Origin of the sequence: Gottfriedia acidiceleris (genome assembly GCF_050457485.1) — a bacterium.
Classification (GTDB): Bacteria; Bacillota; Bacilli; order Bacillales; family Bacillaceae_G; genus Gottfriedia; species Gottfriedia acidiceleris_D.
In genome coordinates this window covers 119485-139730 of record NZ_JBCMJM010000012.1, presented here as the reverse complement: position 1 = coordinate 139730, position 20246 = coordinate 119485, and the positions used below count along the sequence as shown (strand labels likewise).

General features: G+C 31.4%; 19 protein-coding genes and 1 other annotated feature. Of the genes, 6 read left to right on the top strand and 13 right to left on the bottom strand.

Translation table 11 applies throughout. From position 1 onward, the window contains the following. Position 1 precedes the first annotated feature (1 nt). The 3 genes from ABEY15_RS13755 to ABEY15_RS13745 are packed head-to-tail and all read right to left on the bottom strand — an operon-like array spanning position 2 to position 1828. The gene (locus tag ABEY15_RS13755; protein ID WP_069032994.1) at positions 2–793 is read right to left on the bottom strand and encodes an NAD kinase; all 792 of its coding nucleotides are present in this window, start codon (positions 791–793) and stop codon (positions 2–4) included. Positions 794–808: 15 nt separating this feature from the next. Beyond that, positions 809–1432 carry a GTP pyrophosphokinase gene (locus ABEY15_RS13750; RefSeq protein ID WP_069032993.1) on the bottom strand — a complete coding sequence of 208 codons (624 nt, stop codon included), beginning with the start codon at positions 1430–1432 and terminating at the stop codon, positions 809–811. Between the two features lie 15 nt (positions 1433–1447). Then, positions 1448–1828 carry a hypothetical protein gene (locus tag ABEY15_RS13745; protein ID WP_429890674.1) on the bottom strand — a complete coding sequence of 127 codons (381 nt, stop codon included), beginning with the start codon at positions 1826–1828 and terminating at the stop codon, positions 1448–1450. A 135-nt stretch (positions 1829–1963) separates the two neighbouring features. Between ABEY15_RS13745 and ABEY15_RS13740 the strand changes: the two genes are divergently transcribed. After that, positions 1964–2554 (top strand): CYTH domain-containing protein, encoded by a 591-nt coding sequence (locus ABEY15_RS13740; RefSeq protein WP_429890672.1) that lies wholly within the window; start codon positions 1964–1966, stop codon positions 2552–2554. A 450-nt stretch (positions 2555–3004) separates the two neighbouring features. Continuing rightward, positions 3005–3877 carry a DsbA family protein gene (locus ABEY15_RS13735; RefSeq protein ID WP_248266699.1) on the top strand — a complete coding sequence of 291 codons (873 nt, stop codon included), beginning with the start codon at positions 3005–3007 and terminating at the stop codon, positions 3875–3877. Between the two features lie 275 nt (positions 3878–4152). Here ABEY15_RS13735 and pepF read toward each other — a convergent pair whose 3' ends face one another. From pepF to mecA, 4 genes are all read right to left on the bottom strand, one after another. Next, positions 4153–5973, bottom strand: coding sequence for an oligoendopeptidase F (pepF, locus tag ABEY15_RS13730; protein WP_429890670.1), 1821 nt, complete (start codon positions 5971–5973; stop codon positions 4153–4155). 53 nt (positions 5974–6026) lie between these two features. Continuing rightward, complete coding sequence (locus tag ABEY15_RS13725) at positions 6027–7232, bottom strand: competence protein CoiA (protein WP_429890668.1); 1206 nt, start codon at positions 7230–7232, stop codon at positions 6027–6029. 174 nt (positions 7233–7406) lie between these two features. Continuing rightward, positions 7407–8954, bottom strand: a complete 1548-nt coding sequence (cls, locus tag ABEY15_RS13720) for a cardiolipin synthase (RefSeq protein WP_429890666.1) — start codon at positions 8952–8954, stop codon at positions 7407–7409. Positions 8955–9004: 50 nt separating this feature from the next. Beyond that, entirely contained in the window at positions 9005–9676 is a 672-nt protein-coding gene (gene mecA, locus ABEY15_RS13715; protein WP_429890664.1) for an adaptor protein MecA, read from the bottom strand. Positions 9677–9995: 319 nt separating this feature from the next. Here mecA and ABEY15_RS13710 point away from each other — a divergent pair, with 319 nt between their 5' ends. Continuing rightward, positions 9996–10667 carry a TerC family protein gene (locus tag ABEY15_RS13710; protein ID WP_429890769.1) on the top strand — a complete coding sequence of 224 codons (672 nt, stop codon included), beginning with the start codon at positions 9996–9998 and terminating at the stop codon, positions 10665–10667. Positions 10668–10802: 135 nt separating this feature from the next. Here the strand turns inward: ABEY15_RS13710 and spxA are convergent, their stop codons facing one another. Then, complete coding sequence (gene spxA / locus ABEY15_RS13705) at positions 10803–11201, bottom strand: transcriptional regulator SpxA (RefSeq protein ID WP_056473638.1); 399 nt, start codon at positions 11199–11201, stop codon at positions 10803–10805. A gap of 527 nt (positions 11202–11728) precedes the next feature. Between spxA and ABEY15_RS13700 the strand changes: the two genes are divergently transcribed. Next, positions 11729–11932, top strand: a complete 204-nt coding sequence (locus ABEY15_RS13700) for a hypothetical protein (RefSeq protein WP_069032985.1) — start codon at positions 11729–11731, stop codon at positions 11930–11932. Positions 11933–12773: 841 nt separating this feature from the next. On the opposite strand, the gene ABEY15_RS13695 is transcribed toward ABEY15_RS13700, so the two are convergent. The 4 genes from ABEY15_RS13695 to opp3b are packed head-to-tail and all read right to left on the bottom strand — an operon-like array spanning position 12774 to position 16721. Next, a complete protein-coding gene (locus tag ABEY15_RS13695) occupies positions 12774–13709 on the bottom strand; it encodes an ABC transporter ATP-binding protein (protein WP_429890662.1) in 936 nt (311 codons plus the stop codon). Further along, positions 13699–14748, bottom strand: a complete 1050-nt coding sequence (locus ABEY15_RS13690) for an ABC transporter ATP-binding protein (RefSeq protein ID WP_429890660.1) — start codon at positions 14746–14748, stop codon at positions 13699–13701. The genes ABEY15_RS13695 and ABEY15_RS13690 overlap by 11 nt, the downstream gene beginning before the upstream one ends. 20 nt (positions 14749–14768) lie before the next feature. Continuing rightward, positions 14769–15791: an oligopeptide ABC transporter permease gene (gene opp3C / locus ABEY15_RS13685; RefSeq protein ID WP_429890658.1), complete on the bottom strand. Its 1023-nt coding sequence runs from the start codon at positions 15789–15791 to the stop codon at positions 14769–14771. 3 nt (positions 15792–15794) lie between these two features. Further along, entirely contained in the window at positions 15795–16721 is a 927-nt protein-coding gene (gene opp3b / locus ABEY15_RS13680) for an oligopeptide ABC transporter permease (protein ID WP_429890657.1), read from the bottom strand. Positions 16722–17546: 825 nt separating this feature from the next. On the opposite strand from opp3b, the gene ABEY15_RS13675 reads away from it, so the two are divergent. Continuing rightward, positions 17547–17921 (top strand): DUF3899 domain-containing protein, encoded by a 375-nt coding sequence (locus ABEY15_RS13675; protein WP_429890655.1) that lies wholly within the window; start codon positions 17547–17549, stop codon positions 17919–17921. A 58-nt stretch (positions 17922–17979) separates the two neighbouring features. Next, positions 17980–18196 (top strand) — a binding site (T-box leader). 60 nt (positions 18197–18256) lie between these two features. Further along, a complete protein-coding gene (gene trpS / locus ABEY15_RS13670) occupies positions 18257–19255 on the top strand; it encodes a tryptophan--tRNA ligase (protein WP_429890654.1) in 999 nt (332 codons plus the stop codon). Positions 19256–19437: 182 nt separating this feature from the next. On the opposite strand, the gene ABEY15_RS13665 is transcribed toward trpS, so the two are convergent. Beyond that, complete coding sequence (locus ABEY15_RS13665) at positions 19438–20190, bottom strand: YjbA family protein (protein WP_429890653.1); 753 nt, start codon at positions 20188–20190, stop codon at positions 19438–19440. Positions 20191–20246: the final 56 nt, after the last annotated feature.

The window sequence follows — 20246 nt, the reverse complement described above, 5'->3', positions numbered from 1 at the left end:
TTTATTTAACAAAAGAATCAACGACACGCTTCCAAAATGGAAAAGGTCTAAAACGTGCAAAACGTACTTTTTCATGAGCTACTCGACATTGAATCGATTTAACATCTTGATGTACGATTGTTTTATGATCTAATGTAATTTGAAAATTTGCGTTTCTTACAGGTTTAAGTAAGCAAGTATGATGTTTAGGTAAAACTAGAGGTGAACCAATTGTACGAAAAACTCGATTATTAATTGAAGCCATCTCAGCAATTTGAATCGCTTCAATTGATGGATGAATAATTGCTCCACCAAGTGCTTTATTATACGCTGTACTACCTGAAGGTGTAGAAATACAAAGACCGTCACCTCTAAATGTCTCAAAATGCTGACCTTTTATTTCAACATCAATCACTAATGTACCTTCAAGACCTTTTATCGTACATTCATTTAAAGCTAATGTTTGCATTTCTTTTCTTCCATCCTTATAACGGATGATTACTTCCAATAAAGGATATTCAACTACTTGAAATGGAGTCTTAGCAATTGCAATAACAAGCTTTTCTACCTCACTTGGTACCCAATCAGCGTAAAACCCTAAATGCCCAGTATGAACCCCTACGAAAGATACTTTATCGAGAAGATGAGTGTAATTATGAAAAGCATGAAGTAAGGTCCCATCACCACCTACAGATATGACAATTTCAGGCTCTTCTTCATCAAATTTAAAATTAAAACTCTCTAAATAATCTCTCATTCGTTTCGTCAGTTCATTGGACTCTTGATCGCCCTTAGACATAATTACGAATTTCATTTTCTCGTCCTTTCCTTATTGGTCGTTTTTTTTCGAAAACTCTGCTTGCGCCTCTTGAATCTCTCCTCTAATAAGAGACATTTCTTCATCTAATAGAAACGCTGCTTCAGCCGCTCTTTGTAATCGTTCATGAATATTTTCAGGGTATTTCCCTTTATACTTATAATTTAAAGAATGCTCTATTGTTGCCCAAAAATTCATCGCAAGAGTTCTTATTTGAATTTCAACTAAAACTTTTCGTTCACCTTCAATTGTTTGAACTGGATATTCAACAACTACATGATAAGAACGATACCCGCTATTCTTTTTATTTGTAATATAATCTCGTTCTTCGACAATTGTAAAATCTTTACGTTTGCGAAGAAGCTCCACTACATTTTTAATATCCTCTACAAATTGACACATCATTCTAAGACCGGCAATATCCTGTAATTCAGTTTCTAAATTCGCTAAAGGAATTCCTTTTCTTATCGTCTTATTAACAATGCTATGAATAGGCTTAACTCTCCCAGTTACAAACTCAATTGGGGAATGCTGATTAGTTTCTTCAAACTGTTTTCTAATCCCTTTTAACTTTACTTTCAATTCACTTACTGCTTGTTCATAAGGTGCTAAAAAACTTTCCCATTGACCATTCATCCAATCACCACCAACTTACTTCTCTTCTAAAAATACACTTTGAACTTGCTTAACAAATTCTTCTCCATAGTTAAAATTACCTTCAACATTTTGGATTAAATAAGTTAACTCTTCATTCCAATTATTAAGCGAAAGGCTCTTTTCACCGACCTTTAAAAATACGTTTAAATTTTGATCATTTGCTTTTTTCAAGTCCGACCAATATTCATAAGGAAGTGTAACATATACAAACTCTTCTTTTTCTTCTAATATATACAATAGTGAACCCTGGTCTGAGTCTGCAATCATTGTTCCTACTTCATGACACTGTTCTAAATCCATTTTTGTATCGTCGATTAACAGGTATAAACCATCTTCATTTATATTTATTCCATTTATTTCAAGCATTTTTCTCATCACTAAAACCTCAACCTTTTTAATGTATGTATTTTATTTAAATTTGACCATTTCTATTGTAACATATCAAATAGAAAATAGACGAAGACTAGCACATTCAATAACAAAAATAATACTAAAAATAAGGAGTTATTTATGGCTAAAGAAATTGAAATTGAATTTAAGAACTTATTAACAAAGGAGGAATTTGCAAAGCTTAAATCGTATTTCCAAGTTATCGAGTCAAGTTTCCAATCACAAACTAATTATTATTTTGAGACACCTGATTTTACAATTAAAGAACATGGTGGAGCTTTAAGAATCCGAAAAAAGTCACTAACTTCATATACTTTAACTTTAAAAATAAAACAAGCAGTTGGACATTTAGAAATTAATCAAAAAATTAGTGAAACGGAAGCATCAACTATGCTAAAAACATATGTTCTTCCAGATGGAGAAGTAAAAGAATATATCAACGAAGCAAGATTAAACTTAAATGCCCTAGTATTAATAGGTGACTTAACTACAAACAGAGTAGAATTTCCATATGAAAGTGGACTTTTAGTTTTAGATCATAGTACATATTTAAATCACGAGGATTATGAGTTAGAATTCGAAGTTTGGGACGAAAACATTGGTAAACAACAGTTTATTAATCTGTTAGAGAATCTTCAAATTCCTCAACGTAAAACTTTAAATAAAATTAGACGCTTTTTTAATGTTAAACAAGGAAATCAACCTAACTGACATATGAGCAAATAACCCAACGCAAATAGTTACTTTCAAACGCCAGAGAAACCTAAAGGGTATATTTTGGCGTTTTTTAGTATGTAATTGCAGTTCTGACAATTTTATTTGCGATTCTCTAATTTTATTTGCAGATTATACTTTATTTGCACAGATAAACTCCTTAATTGCATTTCTCTCATCCATATTTTCAGACCAGACTTTTTCTTTGATTCCATTTCATAAATTTATTTTACAATTCGCTCAAACTTCTGGGACACCCTCTTTTTATCTCCTTACTCAAATGAATTAAGGAAATATTAATAGATTAATGAAAAATAGTGCATCATATTTGAAATATTAACTATCCGTTGCTACAATACGATTAGAGAATAAACGTGTTATATCTTACAAATTAATTTTCAAGTCTGTTATAGTACGGACGTATGAATTGCATTAAGGGTGAAATATATGAATGACAAACAATATAAAAATGAATCAATCACGCTTCCCGAGCAGAATTGTACAAAAAAATCGATTGAATTGTATGTATTCATAGATCCACTTTGTAGAAATTGTTGGGATTTTAGTACAATTTTAAAAAAGTTTCACTTAGAATATGGCCAATATTTTTCATCTACTTATATTCCAGTTAATCGATATTACACAACTAAAAAACTATTAGAAAAACGATCTTCTCAGCTTGCATTCGTGTGGGAGAAGACAGCTAGCAGATCGGATATCCTTTGCGACGATCACTTATGGATTGATAATAAAGAACTTTACCCATATTACTCTGCAATTGCATTAAAAGCAGCTGAGCTTCAAGGTAGAGTAGCTGGCGTTAACTACTTAAAGAAGTTACAAGAATATTATTTCTTGAAGGATTTAGACATTACAGATCAAGATGTTCTTATCGAATGTGCTAAAGATATAAATATTGATGTAAAAGAGTTTATGGAAGATTTACACAGTACCCACTCTATTAAAGCTTTGCAATGTGATATTAAAGTTACAAAAGAAATGCACGTAACTGAAATACCAAGCGTTGTATTTTTTAATGAAAATATTGAAGAAGAAGGTTTGAAAGTTTCTGGTTTTGAAAGCTATCAGACTTATGTAAAAATATTAGAACTAATGACGAATACAAAGTTAGAGAAACGAGAACTACCTGATTTAGCTGAATTTATTAAATTCCAACCATTTGTTACGATTAAAGAATTATGTATGATTTACGAACAATCGACTCAATGTATGGAGTTAGAATTAAAAAAATTAATCCTACGTAGAAAAGTTAAGAAAATTGTTCAAAAAGATCAAATTTATTATCAGTATGTTGTTTAAGAATCAAAAAAAAAGACCTAGCTTTCGCTAGGTCATTTTTTTGATGTAATATTTTACATCAAGGGGATGGGAGAAATTTTCACGTTCAACAAAGGGGTATTTGTGTTTGTGAAGTAATTCACACCCTTATAATACAATTTATTTTAGAGTTTGGCAACCATTTGAGAAATATTTCACATTTTAGACACAAATTAGTAGGTATAAAGATACAGAAAAAGTAGGATAAAAAAACAAACACATATAGCTATGATGCTACATGTGTTTGTTTAAATATGTTATTCGTTAAATAAAAGCTCTTCCATTTCGTTTAACATGTCTTCAAATACTTTCAATGCTTCTACGATTGGTTGTGAAGAGGTCATATCAACGCCAGCTTTTTTCAATACTTCAATTGGATAATCAGAGCTTCCTGCTTTTAAGAATCCTAAGTATCTTTCAACTGCTGGTTCGCCTTCTTCTAGAATTTGTTTTGAAAGTGCTGTTGCAGCACTGAAACCTGTTGCATATTGGTAAACATAGTAATTGTAATAGAAATGAGGAATTCTACTCCATTCTAATCCAATTAACTCGTCGATTACGATCTCATCACCAAAATATTTTTGGTTAAGCTCGTAATATGTTTTCGTTAATAAATCTGGCGTTAATGCTTCACCATTTTGAGCTAATACGTGAATCTGATGTTCATACTCCGCAAACATCGTTTGTCGGAATACAGTTCCTCTAAAAGTCTCTAAATAGTGATTTAGTAAATAAAGTCTTTGCTTAGGATCTTCAGTATTTTTTAGTAAATAATCATTTAAAATCGCTTCATTACAAGTAGAGGCAACTTCAGCTACGAAGATTGAGTAATCTCCATAAACATAAGGTTGATTTTTACGAGTATGATAACTATGCACTGAATGACCAAATTCATGTGCTAATGTAAATAAATTATTTACATTGTCCTGCCAGTTCATTAGGATATATGGGTTAGTACCATACGCACCAGAAGAGTAAGCTCCGCTACGTTTTCCTTTGTTTTCTACAACATCTACCCAACGGCTTTCATATGCCTCTTTTAGAATTTCAACATATTCATCACCTAATGGTTTTAATGCTTTTACTAAAATTTCTTTTGCTTCTTCATACTTAACTTCCATTTTTACTTCTTCTACTAATGGAGTAAATAAGTCATACATATGAATTTCATCAAGCTTTAACGCTTTTTTACGAATAGCAATATAACGATGTAATAAATTTAAATTATCATTTACAGTAGAAACTAATTGATCATAAACAATCTCAGGAATTTCGTTATTACTTAATGCTGCATGACGAGCATTATCATATTTTCTAACTTTTGCTTTGAAATTATCTTTCTTAACAGCACCACTTAAAGTACTTGCAAAAGTGTTTTTATACGCATCATACGTATGATAAACTGCTTCAAAAGCATCTTTTCGAACGCGACGATCTGCACTTTCTAAATAGTGAATATAACGACCATGTGTGATTTCTACTTCTTCACCATTCTCGTCTTCAATCGTCGGAAATTTTAAATCCGCATTATTTAACATTCCAAACGTATTACTAGAAGAAGATAAAACTTCAGAAGCTTGTGCCATAATTTCCTCTTCAGCTGCTGAAAGAACATGTGGTTTTTGCTTTAAAATTTCTTCTAAAGAGTGCTCGTACAATTTCAGTTCATTATTTTCTTCAATAAATTTTTTCAATGTATCTTCTGAAATTGTTAATAATTCAGGCACGAAGTATGACATTGCACTTCCAGCCTTAGTGTATAGATTTTTCGCACGATCATCTAAAGCTTGATATGTAGAATTTGTTGTATCTTGATCGTAACGCATATGTGAGTATGTATACAATTTACCTAATAAAAACGAAATTTCATCCTGCTTTTTTAATGCATTTAAAAGTGTTTGAGATGACTCACCTAATTTACCTTTAAACTCTGAAAACGATGGGATTAATTCAAGTACTTTTTTATACTCTGCTTCCCATTTTGCATCTGTTTCATAAATATCTTCCAACTTCCAAGTTAATTCTTCTTGAACCTCACTTCTAGTTGGTAATTTTTTAACAGCTTTTTGTTCTAGCATGTCTGATCCCCCTAAAATTATTATTAGTATTAATAACATTCCAGTGTCTGATATTAATCATCATTTGAATCAGTTCTTGCATTAAACAACAAATCAAATGCTGTATTAGCGCTCAGACAGTCTTCATCCAATGCTTGTTGGAATGATGATGGAATAATAGCATTAGCTATCTTCATTATTTTACCATTTTTAATGCGTTTTACGATTCTAATTTTTACTAAAAAGTCAATATACTTTTCTACACATTTCTCCAAATTATCAATTTCATTATCTTGAAATTGATTAACTCTCCATTTACCATTCTGTGCATCCATTTTTACAGACTGATTTATTCTATCAATAAAGATCAGTTGTCCAATTTCTACTTCATGAAAAAATTTAAAATATATTTGCCCTTGCCAAAAGATACAATGTTCTTTAATTATGCAATTACTTTCTAAAGGAACTCCAATTACTGCCGGAAAATAATTAATATTTGCATTGTATAAATACTGTTTAAAAACCTTTAAATTACCTTTAGTATGCAAATGTTGATATAGTCTAAAATCCTTTTTTAAACGATTCCATTTTGATACAAATACCTTTTTATCAATTCTATTTGGAGATAAAAATTCCTTAAGACTGAAATTATTTATTGGAAATACGTCCTTTTGACCAATATATTGGACTGGAGAAAATGCTATTAACGAGGAAAGCACAGTAAATGATTGTAATGTAGGATTATAGAAGAGAAGTGAAAAAACATTAATTCTAACAAGTGAATAAATAGAAAGGGAATTAATATAGAAAGATGACCATCTTTTTTGATTTAATAGTTTGTCATTTAAGATCCACAAAACTTTCATTCCACTATCTTTAAAAGAGTTTGTCCTCCTTATCATTATTTCTAAAGGAATAACAGAACATTGATATTCAACACACATTTGAAGAGTATTTAATTTGATAAATAAATCAGGTCTTTGATTTAATTCAGGTATAAATTTTTCAACCTCAACATTTACATTAAACTTTTTAAAAAATTGATACAATGCAAACTTCCCTTTATAATGGTCAATGCTCTCTTTTTTCTCATTTTCACATTCAGTCAAATCTATATGCGCAAAATGGGTTACCCTCTTTACTCCTATTTTAAGCCTCACTTGCTTTTTACAAATCGGGCAAAAGTATGGTCCGATTTGCTTTAATCTTAATAAATCCTCTGTTGTTTTAACTTCAAATAAATTAATAGTATGTCTTTTTGTATTTAATGCCACAATCATCTTAAACTACCTCCTTTCCAAATTACTTCACTATCCATTTCGTATTATCCTTCAAAAAAATTAAAAACGATTTTTCAAATAAAAAACCTACCAAATTAATCTTTTTATTTGGTAGGTGACTATATAAAATATTATAAAAATGTTCTATCAATGTTCTATCAATAAGATAGCTCATTACAAAAGTGGTGCCATTAATCTTGATAATGATTCAAATATCCTTTTGTATATAGGTCTCTTTTTGAAATCTTTAAAAATAATTGCTTCAGAATCATGGATATCATTATTAAAATCATTAACTAAGTGATTAATACTTTCTTCTAAATATAAAAATGCAGTGACCTCGAAGTTTAAACGGAAACTTCTCATATCCATATTTGCCGTTCCAACAGATGCGATTTCATCATCGACAATCAATATTTTACTGTGTAAGAAGCCTTGTCTATATTCATAGATTTCGACCCCTGCTTCTAATAACTCTGGAAAATATGAACGTGAGGCATAAAATACGATTTTCTTATCAGGACGATCAGGCATTAGAATTTTTACTTTGACTCCACCATTTGCTGCAACTTTAAGCGCAGTTAAAATATCTTCATCAGGAACAAAATATGGTGAAGCAATGTAAATACTTTTCCTTGCACTTGTAATCATCGCAAAAAATAACTCTTTTATCACTTCATGCTTTCGGTCTGGACCACCAGATACAAGTTGAATTGCTCCTTTGGAAGAATAACTACTAGCATTAATGTCAAAGTACTCTTTGTCATCAATTAACTCATTCGTCATATAATACCAATCTTGCAAGAAAATGAATTGTAGTGTTCGTACACCTTCTCCATTAAGGTATAGATGGGTATCTCGCCACTTTCCAAAATATTGGTCTTTCCCTAAATACTCATCTCCAATATTTAAACCGCCAACAAATCCTACATTCGAATCTATGACGATAATTTTCCGATGGTTTCGGTAATTTATCGTATCGTTTAAAACTGGAATTTTAACTGGAGAAAATGGTAGTATTTCTACCCCTGCTTTTCGTAAGTCTTTTACAAAATTTCTTGATAATTTCCAACTACCTACAGCGTCATAGAGAAATCGAACCTTTACACCATTTAGTGCCTTTTCGATTAGTATATCTTTTAGTTGATTACCAATCTCATCATTTCTTACGATATAGAATTCGATATGAATATGGTGCTTTGCTTTTTTTAGTTCCTCAATTATTTTTGGAAATGTTTCACTTCCGTTTGTAAGAACTTTTGTAAAAGTATTCATCGTGACTGGTGTATTACTCTGTTTAGCTGCGATATTTATTAGATACTCTAATCTTTGATTTTGCGCTATAAATTCTTTCACTTCTACATCTTCTGATCCACTAATTAAACCATTTGCATTTTGATCATTAATTGCCTTTTTTCGATAGACCATTTTCTTTTTGTAATTTTGTCCAAAAATTAAATAAAAAACAAAACCGAATAACGGGAAAATAGCTAAAAGAATGATCCATGTTAAAGTTCTAGCAGGATTTCTATTTTCTAGAAAAATAATAATCGATACACCTATAGCCGTTATCGAGAACATTATACTTATTAATCTAAAAATAGTAGATTTCTCAAAAAATGCAAAATTCATTAACCAAATGAATTTAATAGTTGGAGAAGCAAAATATAAAATGCATACTACAATTGATAAAAATATTAAAATCTTTAATCGAAATTGCATCAATATTCTCCTTTATAAAGAAAAGAAACCGATCCCTAAGGCATCGGCTATTACAATAATGGAAAAATTGATTTAAAATGAGGTAAAGCTGTTTTTTCATAAATCAATTTTCCATATTCCTCTAAAACATGTATAGTTACTTTTGAACGATGACCATATTCAAGTAACATTGATGATAAGTAATCGACTTGAACTTCATCAAGCAATTCTTCTTCAAATTTAACATAAAGATAGTAATAATCTTGGAAGGAATAAAGCGTAGTTTCAAATGATTCTTGATTAACAGCATGCGATAATGAAATAATGTCTTCAAGATTTTTAAAGGATAGAATAAGTTCTGTATCCTCTTCATCCATTGATTCAAAAATATCGTCATCATCATCTTCATCTGAATCATCGTCATCATCTACAGAGATAAATGGAATTTCTAAATTCTTTTCTCCTTCACCTAAATTCACTTCTACTTTTTTGCCGTCTTTAGAAATCACAGCTTTTGTTACAACAACTTCTAAACCCTTGTCTAGTGCCTGTACCTGAATCCATAGGGGGCCACCAGCAATGAATTCCTCAGTCAAATGCGCTTCATCAATTAATTCCCAGAAAAGCTCTTCACTTCTTTCTCGATCTAACCATACTTCATCTTTAGAGAAACCTCTCTCCTCGATGTCTAAGTAGGATATGGAGAACTTAAACGTATTTTCATTAATTCTTTCTATTTCCATTTGTTTTCCCCCTCCTTTAATGAACAACAAGTAATTGCGTTAGACGAAATAGAATAAATAAAGTAAAAGAAATTTATGTTAAATATAAAATTCTGAAATAGTAAATTAGAAAAATACTCTTAAAAATTTAGCTTTAATAAGTAAATTTTTATCTATCTTACCATGAAAATTTATTAAATGCGAATAGTAACTACAATTATATTTTATGATACAATTTATAATTTTGGAAATAAAATTCACCTATTTTTTAAAAATCATCATATACCTATTAATATTAGGACAATCATTTAAAGCTTTTAATAAGAGAGGTGAATTCATGATAGATCTTCATTATATATGGTCCTTTTTAATGATTGTAATAATAGACATTGTTTTAGGTGGAGATAATGCTATTGTCATTGCCTTAGCATGTAGAAAATTACCATATAAGCAACGTAACATAGCGATAATTTTCGGTAGTATTACCGCAATTGTTTTACGAATTATCCTAACAATATGTGCAATTTACGTTCTTAAAGTCCCATTCTTGCATTTAATTGGCGGAATATTACTTTTGTACATAGCTTGCAAATTAATTATTCAGGAGGATGACAACCCTTCTATAAAGGAGAACTACACAGTTTTCCACGCAATTCGTACAATTGTGTTTGCTGATTTAGTTATGGGGATTGATAACGTATTAGCAATAGCTGGGGCATCAAACGGAAAGCCATCATTAGTCATTTTAGGTCTTTCCATTTCAATTCCGATTATTATTTGGGGAAGCAAAATCGTTTTATGGTTTTTAGAAAGATATCCAATATTGAGTTTTGTAGGGGCTTCTGTTCTTTCAATAACAGCTAGCAAAATGTTAATAGACGAGCCATTTATCAGTCAATATATAAACGGGCGGAACGATATGGAATTAATTGTCGGATCATCTTGTATAATTTTCACTATTGTTATAGGTTTCTATTTTAATAATATTCGATACCGTAAGCGAACATCCTAATTGTTAAAAAAAAGCTGTAAAAAGTATGCATTTAACTTTTTACAGCTTTTTATATAATATGAGTAAGTATTTGTTCAATATGATTGAGAATCTTAATCAAGAATTGTAATTTTTTTCACAATTCAAAACGTAGATTTACTCATTTACTAAACGTTGCGCTTCACGTAATTGATATGTGCGAACAGAACGCGGTAAAAATCTTCTAATTTCATCTTCATTATAACCAACTTGTAAACGTTTCTCATCAATAATAATCGGTCTTCTAAGTAAACCAGGATATTTCTGAATGATTTCATATAAGTCTTGTAAAGGAAGACTTTCTAAGTCTACATTTAATTCTTGGAAAATTTTTGATCTTGTTGATATAATTTCATCAGTACCACTTTCAGTCATACGTAAAATTTGTTTAATCTCATTAATTGATAATGGTTCTGAAAAAATATTTCTTTCTTTATAAGGAATATTATTATCTTCTAGCCACATTTTTGCTTTTCGACAAGACGTACAACTTGGTGAATTATACAAAATTACCATTTTGCTCTCCCCCTAACTACTCTTTTAAATAAAAGTAATATAGTTATGTGTATTAATTTATAAGAATTGGTTAATTATAATTAGTTTAATCTACCACCATATGTTCACATTATACAGTATTGTGCAAAATAAATATATACAAATTTGTAAAAAAATTTTAAAAAACCTATACAAAAGGTGTACAATTTTCAGTAAATTTTTAAGTAAAATATAGGCTAATTTCTATGATACATTTTTCGTATGTGAAAGCTCCTTTTCACACCTTAAACTTCACTAACCGTAAATGAAACCTGCTTCCTAGTTTCAGCCAATTTTGCAGTCACTTACCTTCGAGCATCTTTCCCAAAGTAGTCAAGCACCCCTTTCATTTCACACAACTTTAGACTTAAAAGTTACAATACTAAAAGCCCGTTTGCTTTATAAAAGGCCCAAAAATAATTATTCGGAAAAAGCTTATTTATTCTTTCTATTTCACCAAATTTTTAATACAATAATAGTAACGCTTACATTCCTAGGAGGCTAATCTTATGGCAGCTTACATAACTGATCTATTGATTGTTGCAGTGTTAGTAATTGGAATTACTGCACTTAATGGTGTGTTTACAAACGCGATTGGCGAAAAAATATTTGGTAGAAGTAAAAAAAGTCAATTTGTTGATATGTCTGACAGAATGTCTGCAAACTTTAAACAAGTTGGTGGCCAAGGCAAGTTCCGTAAAAAAACTTATTAAGAACAGTATTATTAGAAATTTACGATTAAAAAAAGGGCAAAGGCCCTTTCTTTTTTTTGCCTTGATAAGGTTTAGTGTATAACTAATGTAGAATGATTAATGTCACTAGTTCGTCCTATGGTACAGTACTTTGAAATATTAGATTCAGGGGCTTTGAATTAAAAATTCGGTTATCATTGTACACTCTGGATTAATTTTCTTTTAAGCTTGTCCTACCATTATTACCCCTAGCCCTATCTACACTTTTTATCATAAAACCTCCACCTTAATTTTCCCTTAAAATGTATGATGATTAATCGTTAAAGATTGTTTCGGCTTCTGTTTTTTTTACTTGCCCCTTGAACTTTATTTGAGTAATCTTTTTTAACCTCTCATGAGGAACCTTTTTGCTTTTTTTGGCTTTTTTACTTCCTCATGAACCTCTTATGAAGAACCATTTTCCTTCTTTTGGCTGTTCTACTACCTCATGAACCTCTCATGAGGAACCATTTTCCTTCTTTTGGCTATTTTACTTCCTCATGAACCCCTCATGAGGAACCATTTTCCTTCTTTTGGCTATTTTACTTCCTCATGAACCTCTCATAAGGAACCATTTTCCTTCATTTTGCTGTTTTACTTCCTCATGAACCTCTCATGAGGAACCATTTTCCTTCTTTTGGCTATTTTACTTCCTCATCAGCCTCTTATGAAGAACCTAACACCATCTTTTTCCCTGTTTTACTTCCTCATGAACCCCTAATGAGGAACCATTTTCCTTCTTTTTGCTGTTCTATATCCTCATAATCTCATCTACTTAATCGAATAAAAAAATCCTAGCGATAAACTCACTAGGATTGATTTATTATTTATACATTTGTTGATAATTTTTAAATTCTGCTTCAGAGCAAAGTACGAAATGTCCAGGACGAACTTCACGTAATTTTGGTTCCTCGTTTGAATAATCGTGTTGTTTTGGATCATAAACGATACGTTTACGATTGCGCTCATAATCAGGATCTGGAAGCGGAATTGCTGATAATAATGATTTTGTGTAAGGATGCATTGGATAATCATATAATTCACTACTGTCTGCAAGCTCAACAATTTTACCGTGGTACATTACACCGATACGGTCACTAATGTACTTTACCATTGATAAATCATGGGCGATAAATAAATATGTTAAACCTTTTTCCTTTTGAAGCTTTCTCATTAAGTTTACAACCTGAGCTTGAATTGACACGTCAAGAGCTGAGATTGGTTCATCAGCGATAATAAATTCTGGTTGTACAGCAAGTGCTCTTGCAATACCGATACGTTGACGTTGTCCACCTGAGAATTCATGTGGGAAACGGTTAGCGTGCTCTTTATTTAAACCTACTGTTTCAAGTAAGTCATAAACCATTTTCATGCGCTCTTCTTTGTTACGAGCTAAACCATGAATATCAATACCCTCTGCAATGATATCTGCAACTTTCATACGCGGGTTTAATGAAGCGTATGGATCTTGGAAAATCATTTGCATACGACGGTTAAACTGCTTTAGTTCTTTACGACTTTTCTTACCATGTACATCTTCACCATCGAAAATTACCTGTCCATCAGTCGCATCATATAATCGAATGATTGAACGTCCAGTTGTAGATTTACCAGAACCTGATTCACCTACCAAACCAAAAGTTTCTCCACGGAAAATGTCAAATGTAACATCATCGATTGCTTTAACTGTTGTTTTACCTGTATTAAAGTATTGTTTTAAATTTTTAACTTCAACTAATTTTTCTGCTTTATTTGACATTTACTTCACCTTCCTTCATTCGTTGAATACGCTTCTTAACGGCTTCAGGTGGTTCAACTTTTGGAGCATCCTCATGTAATAGCCATGTTGCAGCATAGTGTGTATCAGACACTTTAAACATAGGGGGTTCCATTTCATAGTCAATTTTTAAAGCATTTGGATTACGTGGTGCAAACGCATCACCTTTTGGAGGATTTAATAGATCTGGTGGTGTACCAGGAATTGCTACTAATTCTGCTCCTTGTTCATTATCTAAGTCTGGCATTGAAGCTAAAAGTCCCCAAGTGTAAGGATGTTTTGGATTGTAGAAAATATCGTCTACAGTTCCCATTTCAACTACTCTACCTGCATACATAACTGCAACTTTATCTGCAACATTCGCAACTACACCTAAATCATGTGTAATAAAGATAATTGCTGAATCAGTTTTTCTTTGAATTTCTTTCATTAACTCAAGGATCTGAGCTTGAATTGTAACGTCAAGAGCTGTTGTTGGCTCATCGGCGATTAATAATTTTGGATTACATGCTAATGCCATTGCAATAACAACACGTTGTCTCATACCGCCAGAGAATTGGTGTGGATATTGTTTAAAACGAGCTTCAGCATTTGGAATTCCTACAAGATTTATTAATTCTAAAGCAATTTTCTTTGCTTCAGTTTTACTCATTTTTTGATGCTTTATTAGACCTTCTGTTATTTGATATCCAATCGTTAGTACTGGATTTAAAGAAGTCATAGGATCTTGGAAAATCATTGAGATTTCTTTTCCACGAATAGCTTGCATTTCTTTTTCACTTAATTTAGCTAAATCTTTTCCATCGAATAAGATTTCACCGCTCTTAATTTTACCTGGGGGGTTTGGAATTAACCCCATTAATGCTTTAGATGTAACTGATTTACCTGAACCAGATTCACCTACAATTGCTAATGTCTCACCTTTTTTAAGATCAAATGAAACTCCGCGTACTGCTTGAACTTCACCAGCATGAGTATAAAAGGAGACACACAGATCTTTTACTTCTAATAATTTACTCATAGTTCATTCTCCCTTCAAAATTACTTACTCATTTTTGGATCTAAAGCGTCGCGTAATCCGTCAGCAATTAAGTTGAAACTTAAAATTAATAAACTGATTACAACCGCTGGAATAATCATCATATGAGGGAAAGTTTGTAATGACTTGAAGCCATCGCTTACTAAAGAACCTAATGATGCTTTTGGTGGTGCAATACCTAAACCGATGAAACTTAAGAATGCTTCAGCAAAGATTGCGTTTGGAATTGTGAACATCATCATAACGATGATCGGACCCATAATATTTGGAACTAAGTGTTTAGCAATTAGTTGAGTATTTGTTGCTCCTAATGTTCTTGAAGCTAAAACGAACTCTTGATTTTTTAATTTTAACATTTGACCACGAACGATTCGGGACATACCTACCCAACCCGTAATTACCATCGCTAAAGCGATTGAAAGAATACCTGGGTTTTTAAATATTAAGATGAATAGGATTACTACGATTAGATAAGGAACACCCATTAATACTTCGGCAATACGTTGCATGATTGTATCTGTTCGACCGCCAAAGAATCCTGAAATACCTCCAAAAGTAACACCAATTACCATATCAATTACTGCTGCTAATAAACCGATTAAGATTGATACTCGAGCACCAGCCCAAGTTCTTGTGAAAATGTCACGACCTAAATCATCAGTACCAAACCAGTAATTTTCTTTAATATTTTTGTTTTTATAAACATCGTTTCCATATTGATCAATTCCGTCAAATGGTAGGAATTTTACATTTTCTAAAACACCAATTTTTGGTGGTAATTTTGATCTTTTTAAGTCTTGATCTTTATATGAGTGTCCACTCATCATTGGACCAAACAATGTAAAGAATAATAAGATACCAAGGATAATAAATCCTAACATTGCACCTTTATTTTTTCTAAAACGTCTTCTAGCGTCTTTCCAAAAAGAATCTGAAGGTCTTGAAATTTTATCTGCATTATTCAAATCTACGTTTGCAGGTTGGAATAAATCAGATGAAATTTTTTGGGCTGTGTTGTTGTTCATTATTTATTTACCTCCTGCTAAACGGATACGTGGATCAATTACACCGTATAAAATATCTACTACAAAAATTACGATTAATAATAACGCACTATAGAAAATTGTTGTACCCATAATTAATGAATAGTCATTTGTTTGGATTGAGTTAACGAATTGAGAACCTAGTCCAGGTACAGCAAACATATTTTCAATAACTAATGTTCCAGTCATTAAGTTTACAGCCATTGGGCCTAAAATTGTAACTACTGGGATTAATGCATTTCGTAGGGCATGTTTTAGAATTATGCCTAATTGAGAAATACCTTTTGCTTTTGCTGTTACGATATATTCTGAGTTCATTACTTCAATTAATTCTGTTCTTGAGAATCGAGCTATAGTTGCTGTAACGAATACTGACAATGCAATTGTCGGTAGGATTGTGTATTTAAAGCTTTCCCAATATGCTACCGGGAACAAATGTAATTTTACTGCTAAATAATACTGTAGGATTGCCCCGAATACGAATGACGGGATGGAAATACCTAGAACTGCTAGAACAGTAGAACCGTAGTCCCATATAGTATTATTTTTCAATGCTGCTACGATACCGAAGATTAATCCGATAAATGTTCCTAATAATAGTGCTTGTGCACCTAATTGAGCTGATGGACCAATACGAGTTTTAATCATATCAGTTACTTTACGATTATCGTATCTATATGAAACTCCTAAATCTCCTTTAGCTAAATTCTCCATATACTTTGCATATTGTACAGGAACTGGTTTATCTAACCCAAATTTAGCAAAGATAATTTGTTTTTGATCTGGTGTTAATTTCTCTGGGTTTTTTAATGGAGAACCTGGTAACAACTTCATTAAGAAAAATGTAACAGTACAAATTAAAAATAGTGTGACAAACATGTAAATAAATCTCTGTAGCACGTAACGTCCCACAACTGCACCCCCCTATTAATTTAAAAAAATTTTATTTTTTTTATTTTTTGATAATTCTTTTGTAAAAATGAGAGCATTTGGACTTTCCCCTATTTGGATCTATTCCACATACTCTTTAGTACCAATTATAATTCTGTAATTTTTTCGATCGATTTAACTTCTTGTCCATATTATTCTCAAACATGGGATTAATCATTTAATCCTTTTTTTTCATTTGATGTAAAATGGTGTAAATTTTTGCTTAAGCTTTTTTTTCCAACAATGTAAGCGTATTCGTAATGACGCTTTTGGTCAATATTTTTTTACTGGAAAATTCTAAATTATTATTCTAAACAGATTATTCCTTACAATTTCTCCCTTATTAATTGAGCTGGGATCCTTATAAAAAATAGCTTATTTAGATATTTATTCAAAAATTTAGTAAAAAAATGAATGCTTATTCTAAAATTCAAATTACAATTTCACTATAACAAATTTATTTATCGTAACATATCTCACAATCCATGATTATTCCCCCTAAGATGCTAATGCAATGTAGGTTAAAATGCAGAAAGTTAATATACAATTCTGAATTTTTATAGTAGAATTTTCGATAAGTATCGATTTTTTTCTACAAATTTTATTATACATTTTTATTAGAGTTTTACAACAATTTTGACAAATAAAATTAAATAATTTGTTAAAATAAAGAGAATTGTCTTAAAAATGCTAACAATTTAAAAATATTTTGTAACGATTAGTTGAAACTGTTTACATTGTTATTATAGTATAGCATTATTAAGTCTACAATATATAATTCTTTCCAACAGGAGGATCACAAATTAAATGTCGAAACACTATATTATTGTCGTATTATCTACGATAGTACTAGCAGCAATCTTTTCTTTTACCCAAGGAACATTAAACTTTTTCCTTCATTTCACGAACACAATATTCTATATTGGACTAACATTATTTGTTATTGGTGGTTTTTTATTAATCGTACAAAGTGGATTTTTTAATATCACTCGCTTTGGAATGCGTAAAGTTTTCGGAACGAGAGACCAACAGATGGCAGAAATGACTGGTGATGAATCACTTACTGTTAAAAAGGATATGATCTATAGAAGATATAGATTTTCAATTACAAAACCATTACTTATGGCTTCAATTACTTTAGTTATCCTTTCTTTTTTATTCAGTTTTATCATTATTTACTAAATGATGTATCAACATCTTGAAAGTTGAATATAATTAAGATATTATCTATAGAAAGTATATATAAGCTATGAAGAAGAGTAGTACACAGATTTAGCATGTTAAGAGAGCTTGTGGATGGTGAAAACAAGTCATGCTCCCTGTCGAATGGACTTCTGAGCTTCGAACCGAACATATAGTATAAGTAGGCTTCGACGTAACTCAAACGATAGATGAGAGCATGAGTGATTCCTTATTTGGAATAACTAGAGTGGTACCGCGGTTTAATCGTCTCTATGTAATAGAGAGATTATGCCGCTTTTTTTATTTTAATTAGCTTTATTTAGGAGGATTTTAAGATGCAAACTATTTTTAGTGGAATTCAACCAACATCATCTGGAGGTATTACTTTAGGTAACTATTTAGGCGCGGTTAAACAATTCATTGAATTACAAAATGATTATAACTGTTATTTCTGTATTGTTGATCAACATGCAATAACAGTTCCGCAAGACAGACTTGCTTTACGTAAAAACATTCAAAGTCTATCTGCAATCTATGTTGCTGCTGGATTAGACCCAGAAAAATCAACTATTTTCATTCAATCTGAAGTACCTGCACACGCTCAAGCAGGATGGATGATGCAATGTATATCATATATCGGTGAATTAGAGCGTATGACACAGTTTAAAGACAAATCAACTGGTAAAGATGGTGTATCTGCTGCTTTATTAACTTACCCACCTTTAATGGCCGCAGATATACTTTTATACGGTACCCACTTAGTTCCAGTTGGAGATGACCAAAAGCAACATTTAGAGCTTACTCGTGACTTAGCAGAGCGTTTTAATAAGAAATATAACGATATCTTTACAATCCCTGAAGTTAGAATTAGTAAAGACGCTGCTAGAATTATGAGTTTAGCTGATCCAACTAAAAAAATGAGTAAATCCGATGAAAATCAAAAAGCTACGATTTTTGTTTTAGACGAACCTAAAGTAATTGAAAAGAAAATTAAAAGTGCTGTAACTGACTCTGAAGGCATTGTTAAGTATGATAAAGAAAATAAGCCTGGTATTTCAAATTTATTAAGCATTTACTCAGCATTTACTGGTGAAACAATTCAGGAATTGGAAAATAAATACGTTGGTAAAAATTATGGAGAATTCAAACAAGATGTTGCAGATGTAGTAGTAAACGGATTACGTCCATTACAAGAACGCTATAAAGAAATTATTTCCTCGACTGAATTAGATGATATTTTAGATGCAGGAGCTGCAAAAGCAAATGCCGTTGCGAGTAAAATGATAAAAAAAATGGAAAATGCTATGGGATTAGGTCGCAAAAGAAAAAAATAATCCTGTTTTACGTAAAAATTAAAATAGTAATGGGTGTCTTATAAGTCAAAGGACTTTAGGGGCACCTTTTTCTTTACTGTGAGGAAAAGGACGAATTATCAAGAAATCATTAAAAAACCCACAAGGCACTTAATCACCTAGTGGGTCTTTCTCGTTTTTGAGGTCATTTTAAATAACCTCTTTTAGTTTACTTTTTGTTCGTGTTCCATTTCCCATAGTTTTTCAAAGAAAGGTTGACCTTTAACGATTCTTCCACATAATTGCTCATGTCGCTCTGACCAACCACACTTTATTTCGTCATATAATTGGGACCAAATGTCCTCAAATGACAAATCCTGAATTTGTTGATACGATCTTGGATTCCACTCAGTGTACCAATACCTGATCTCCGATGGGTTTTTTGATGAATGGAGTTGATCTAGCGCCATAAATAATAACTGCTTTAGTTGTCTTTCTTTTCTTGTTAGTCCGCTCATAATAATTGGCGACGGTGACAGTATATGATGTTCTTTTGTATCATCATTTACTAAATTTTGAAGATTATAGTGACTTTCTTCAATCTCAGCTGTCATATCATACACCATTTGTTCTTGCCTTGGTATTAAACGACTTTTTCGAATTGGAATATTATACCCAATTGTGTCAACCGCAATAATACCATTACCGTCAGTTACTACAAAGCAATAATCTAGTTGAATACGCTCATGATTCTTTCTTACATAAGACTTTTGAAACACTTCAGTTAATAGACCGGAAGGAAGCTCTAATAGTTCATTTTCAATATACTGATATAACTCTGGAGTAACTTTAATGACTGGAACTTGGTCTAATAATTCAACACTATCATCTTTTCTCCATTCAAAAAAATGACAGACATTGTAACCATTTTCTTCACCTTCAAACCAATTGACCCATACATCATGTAAATACAACATTTACTACCCCTCACTTCACAACTGTATGTAACTTTCAGTATGGTCAGTGATTCACT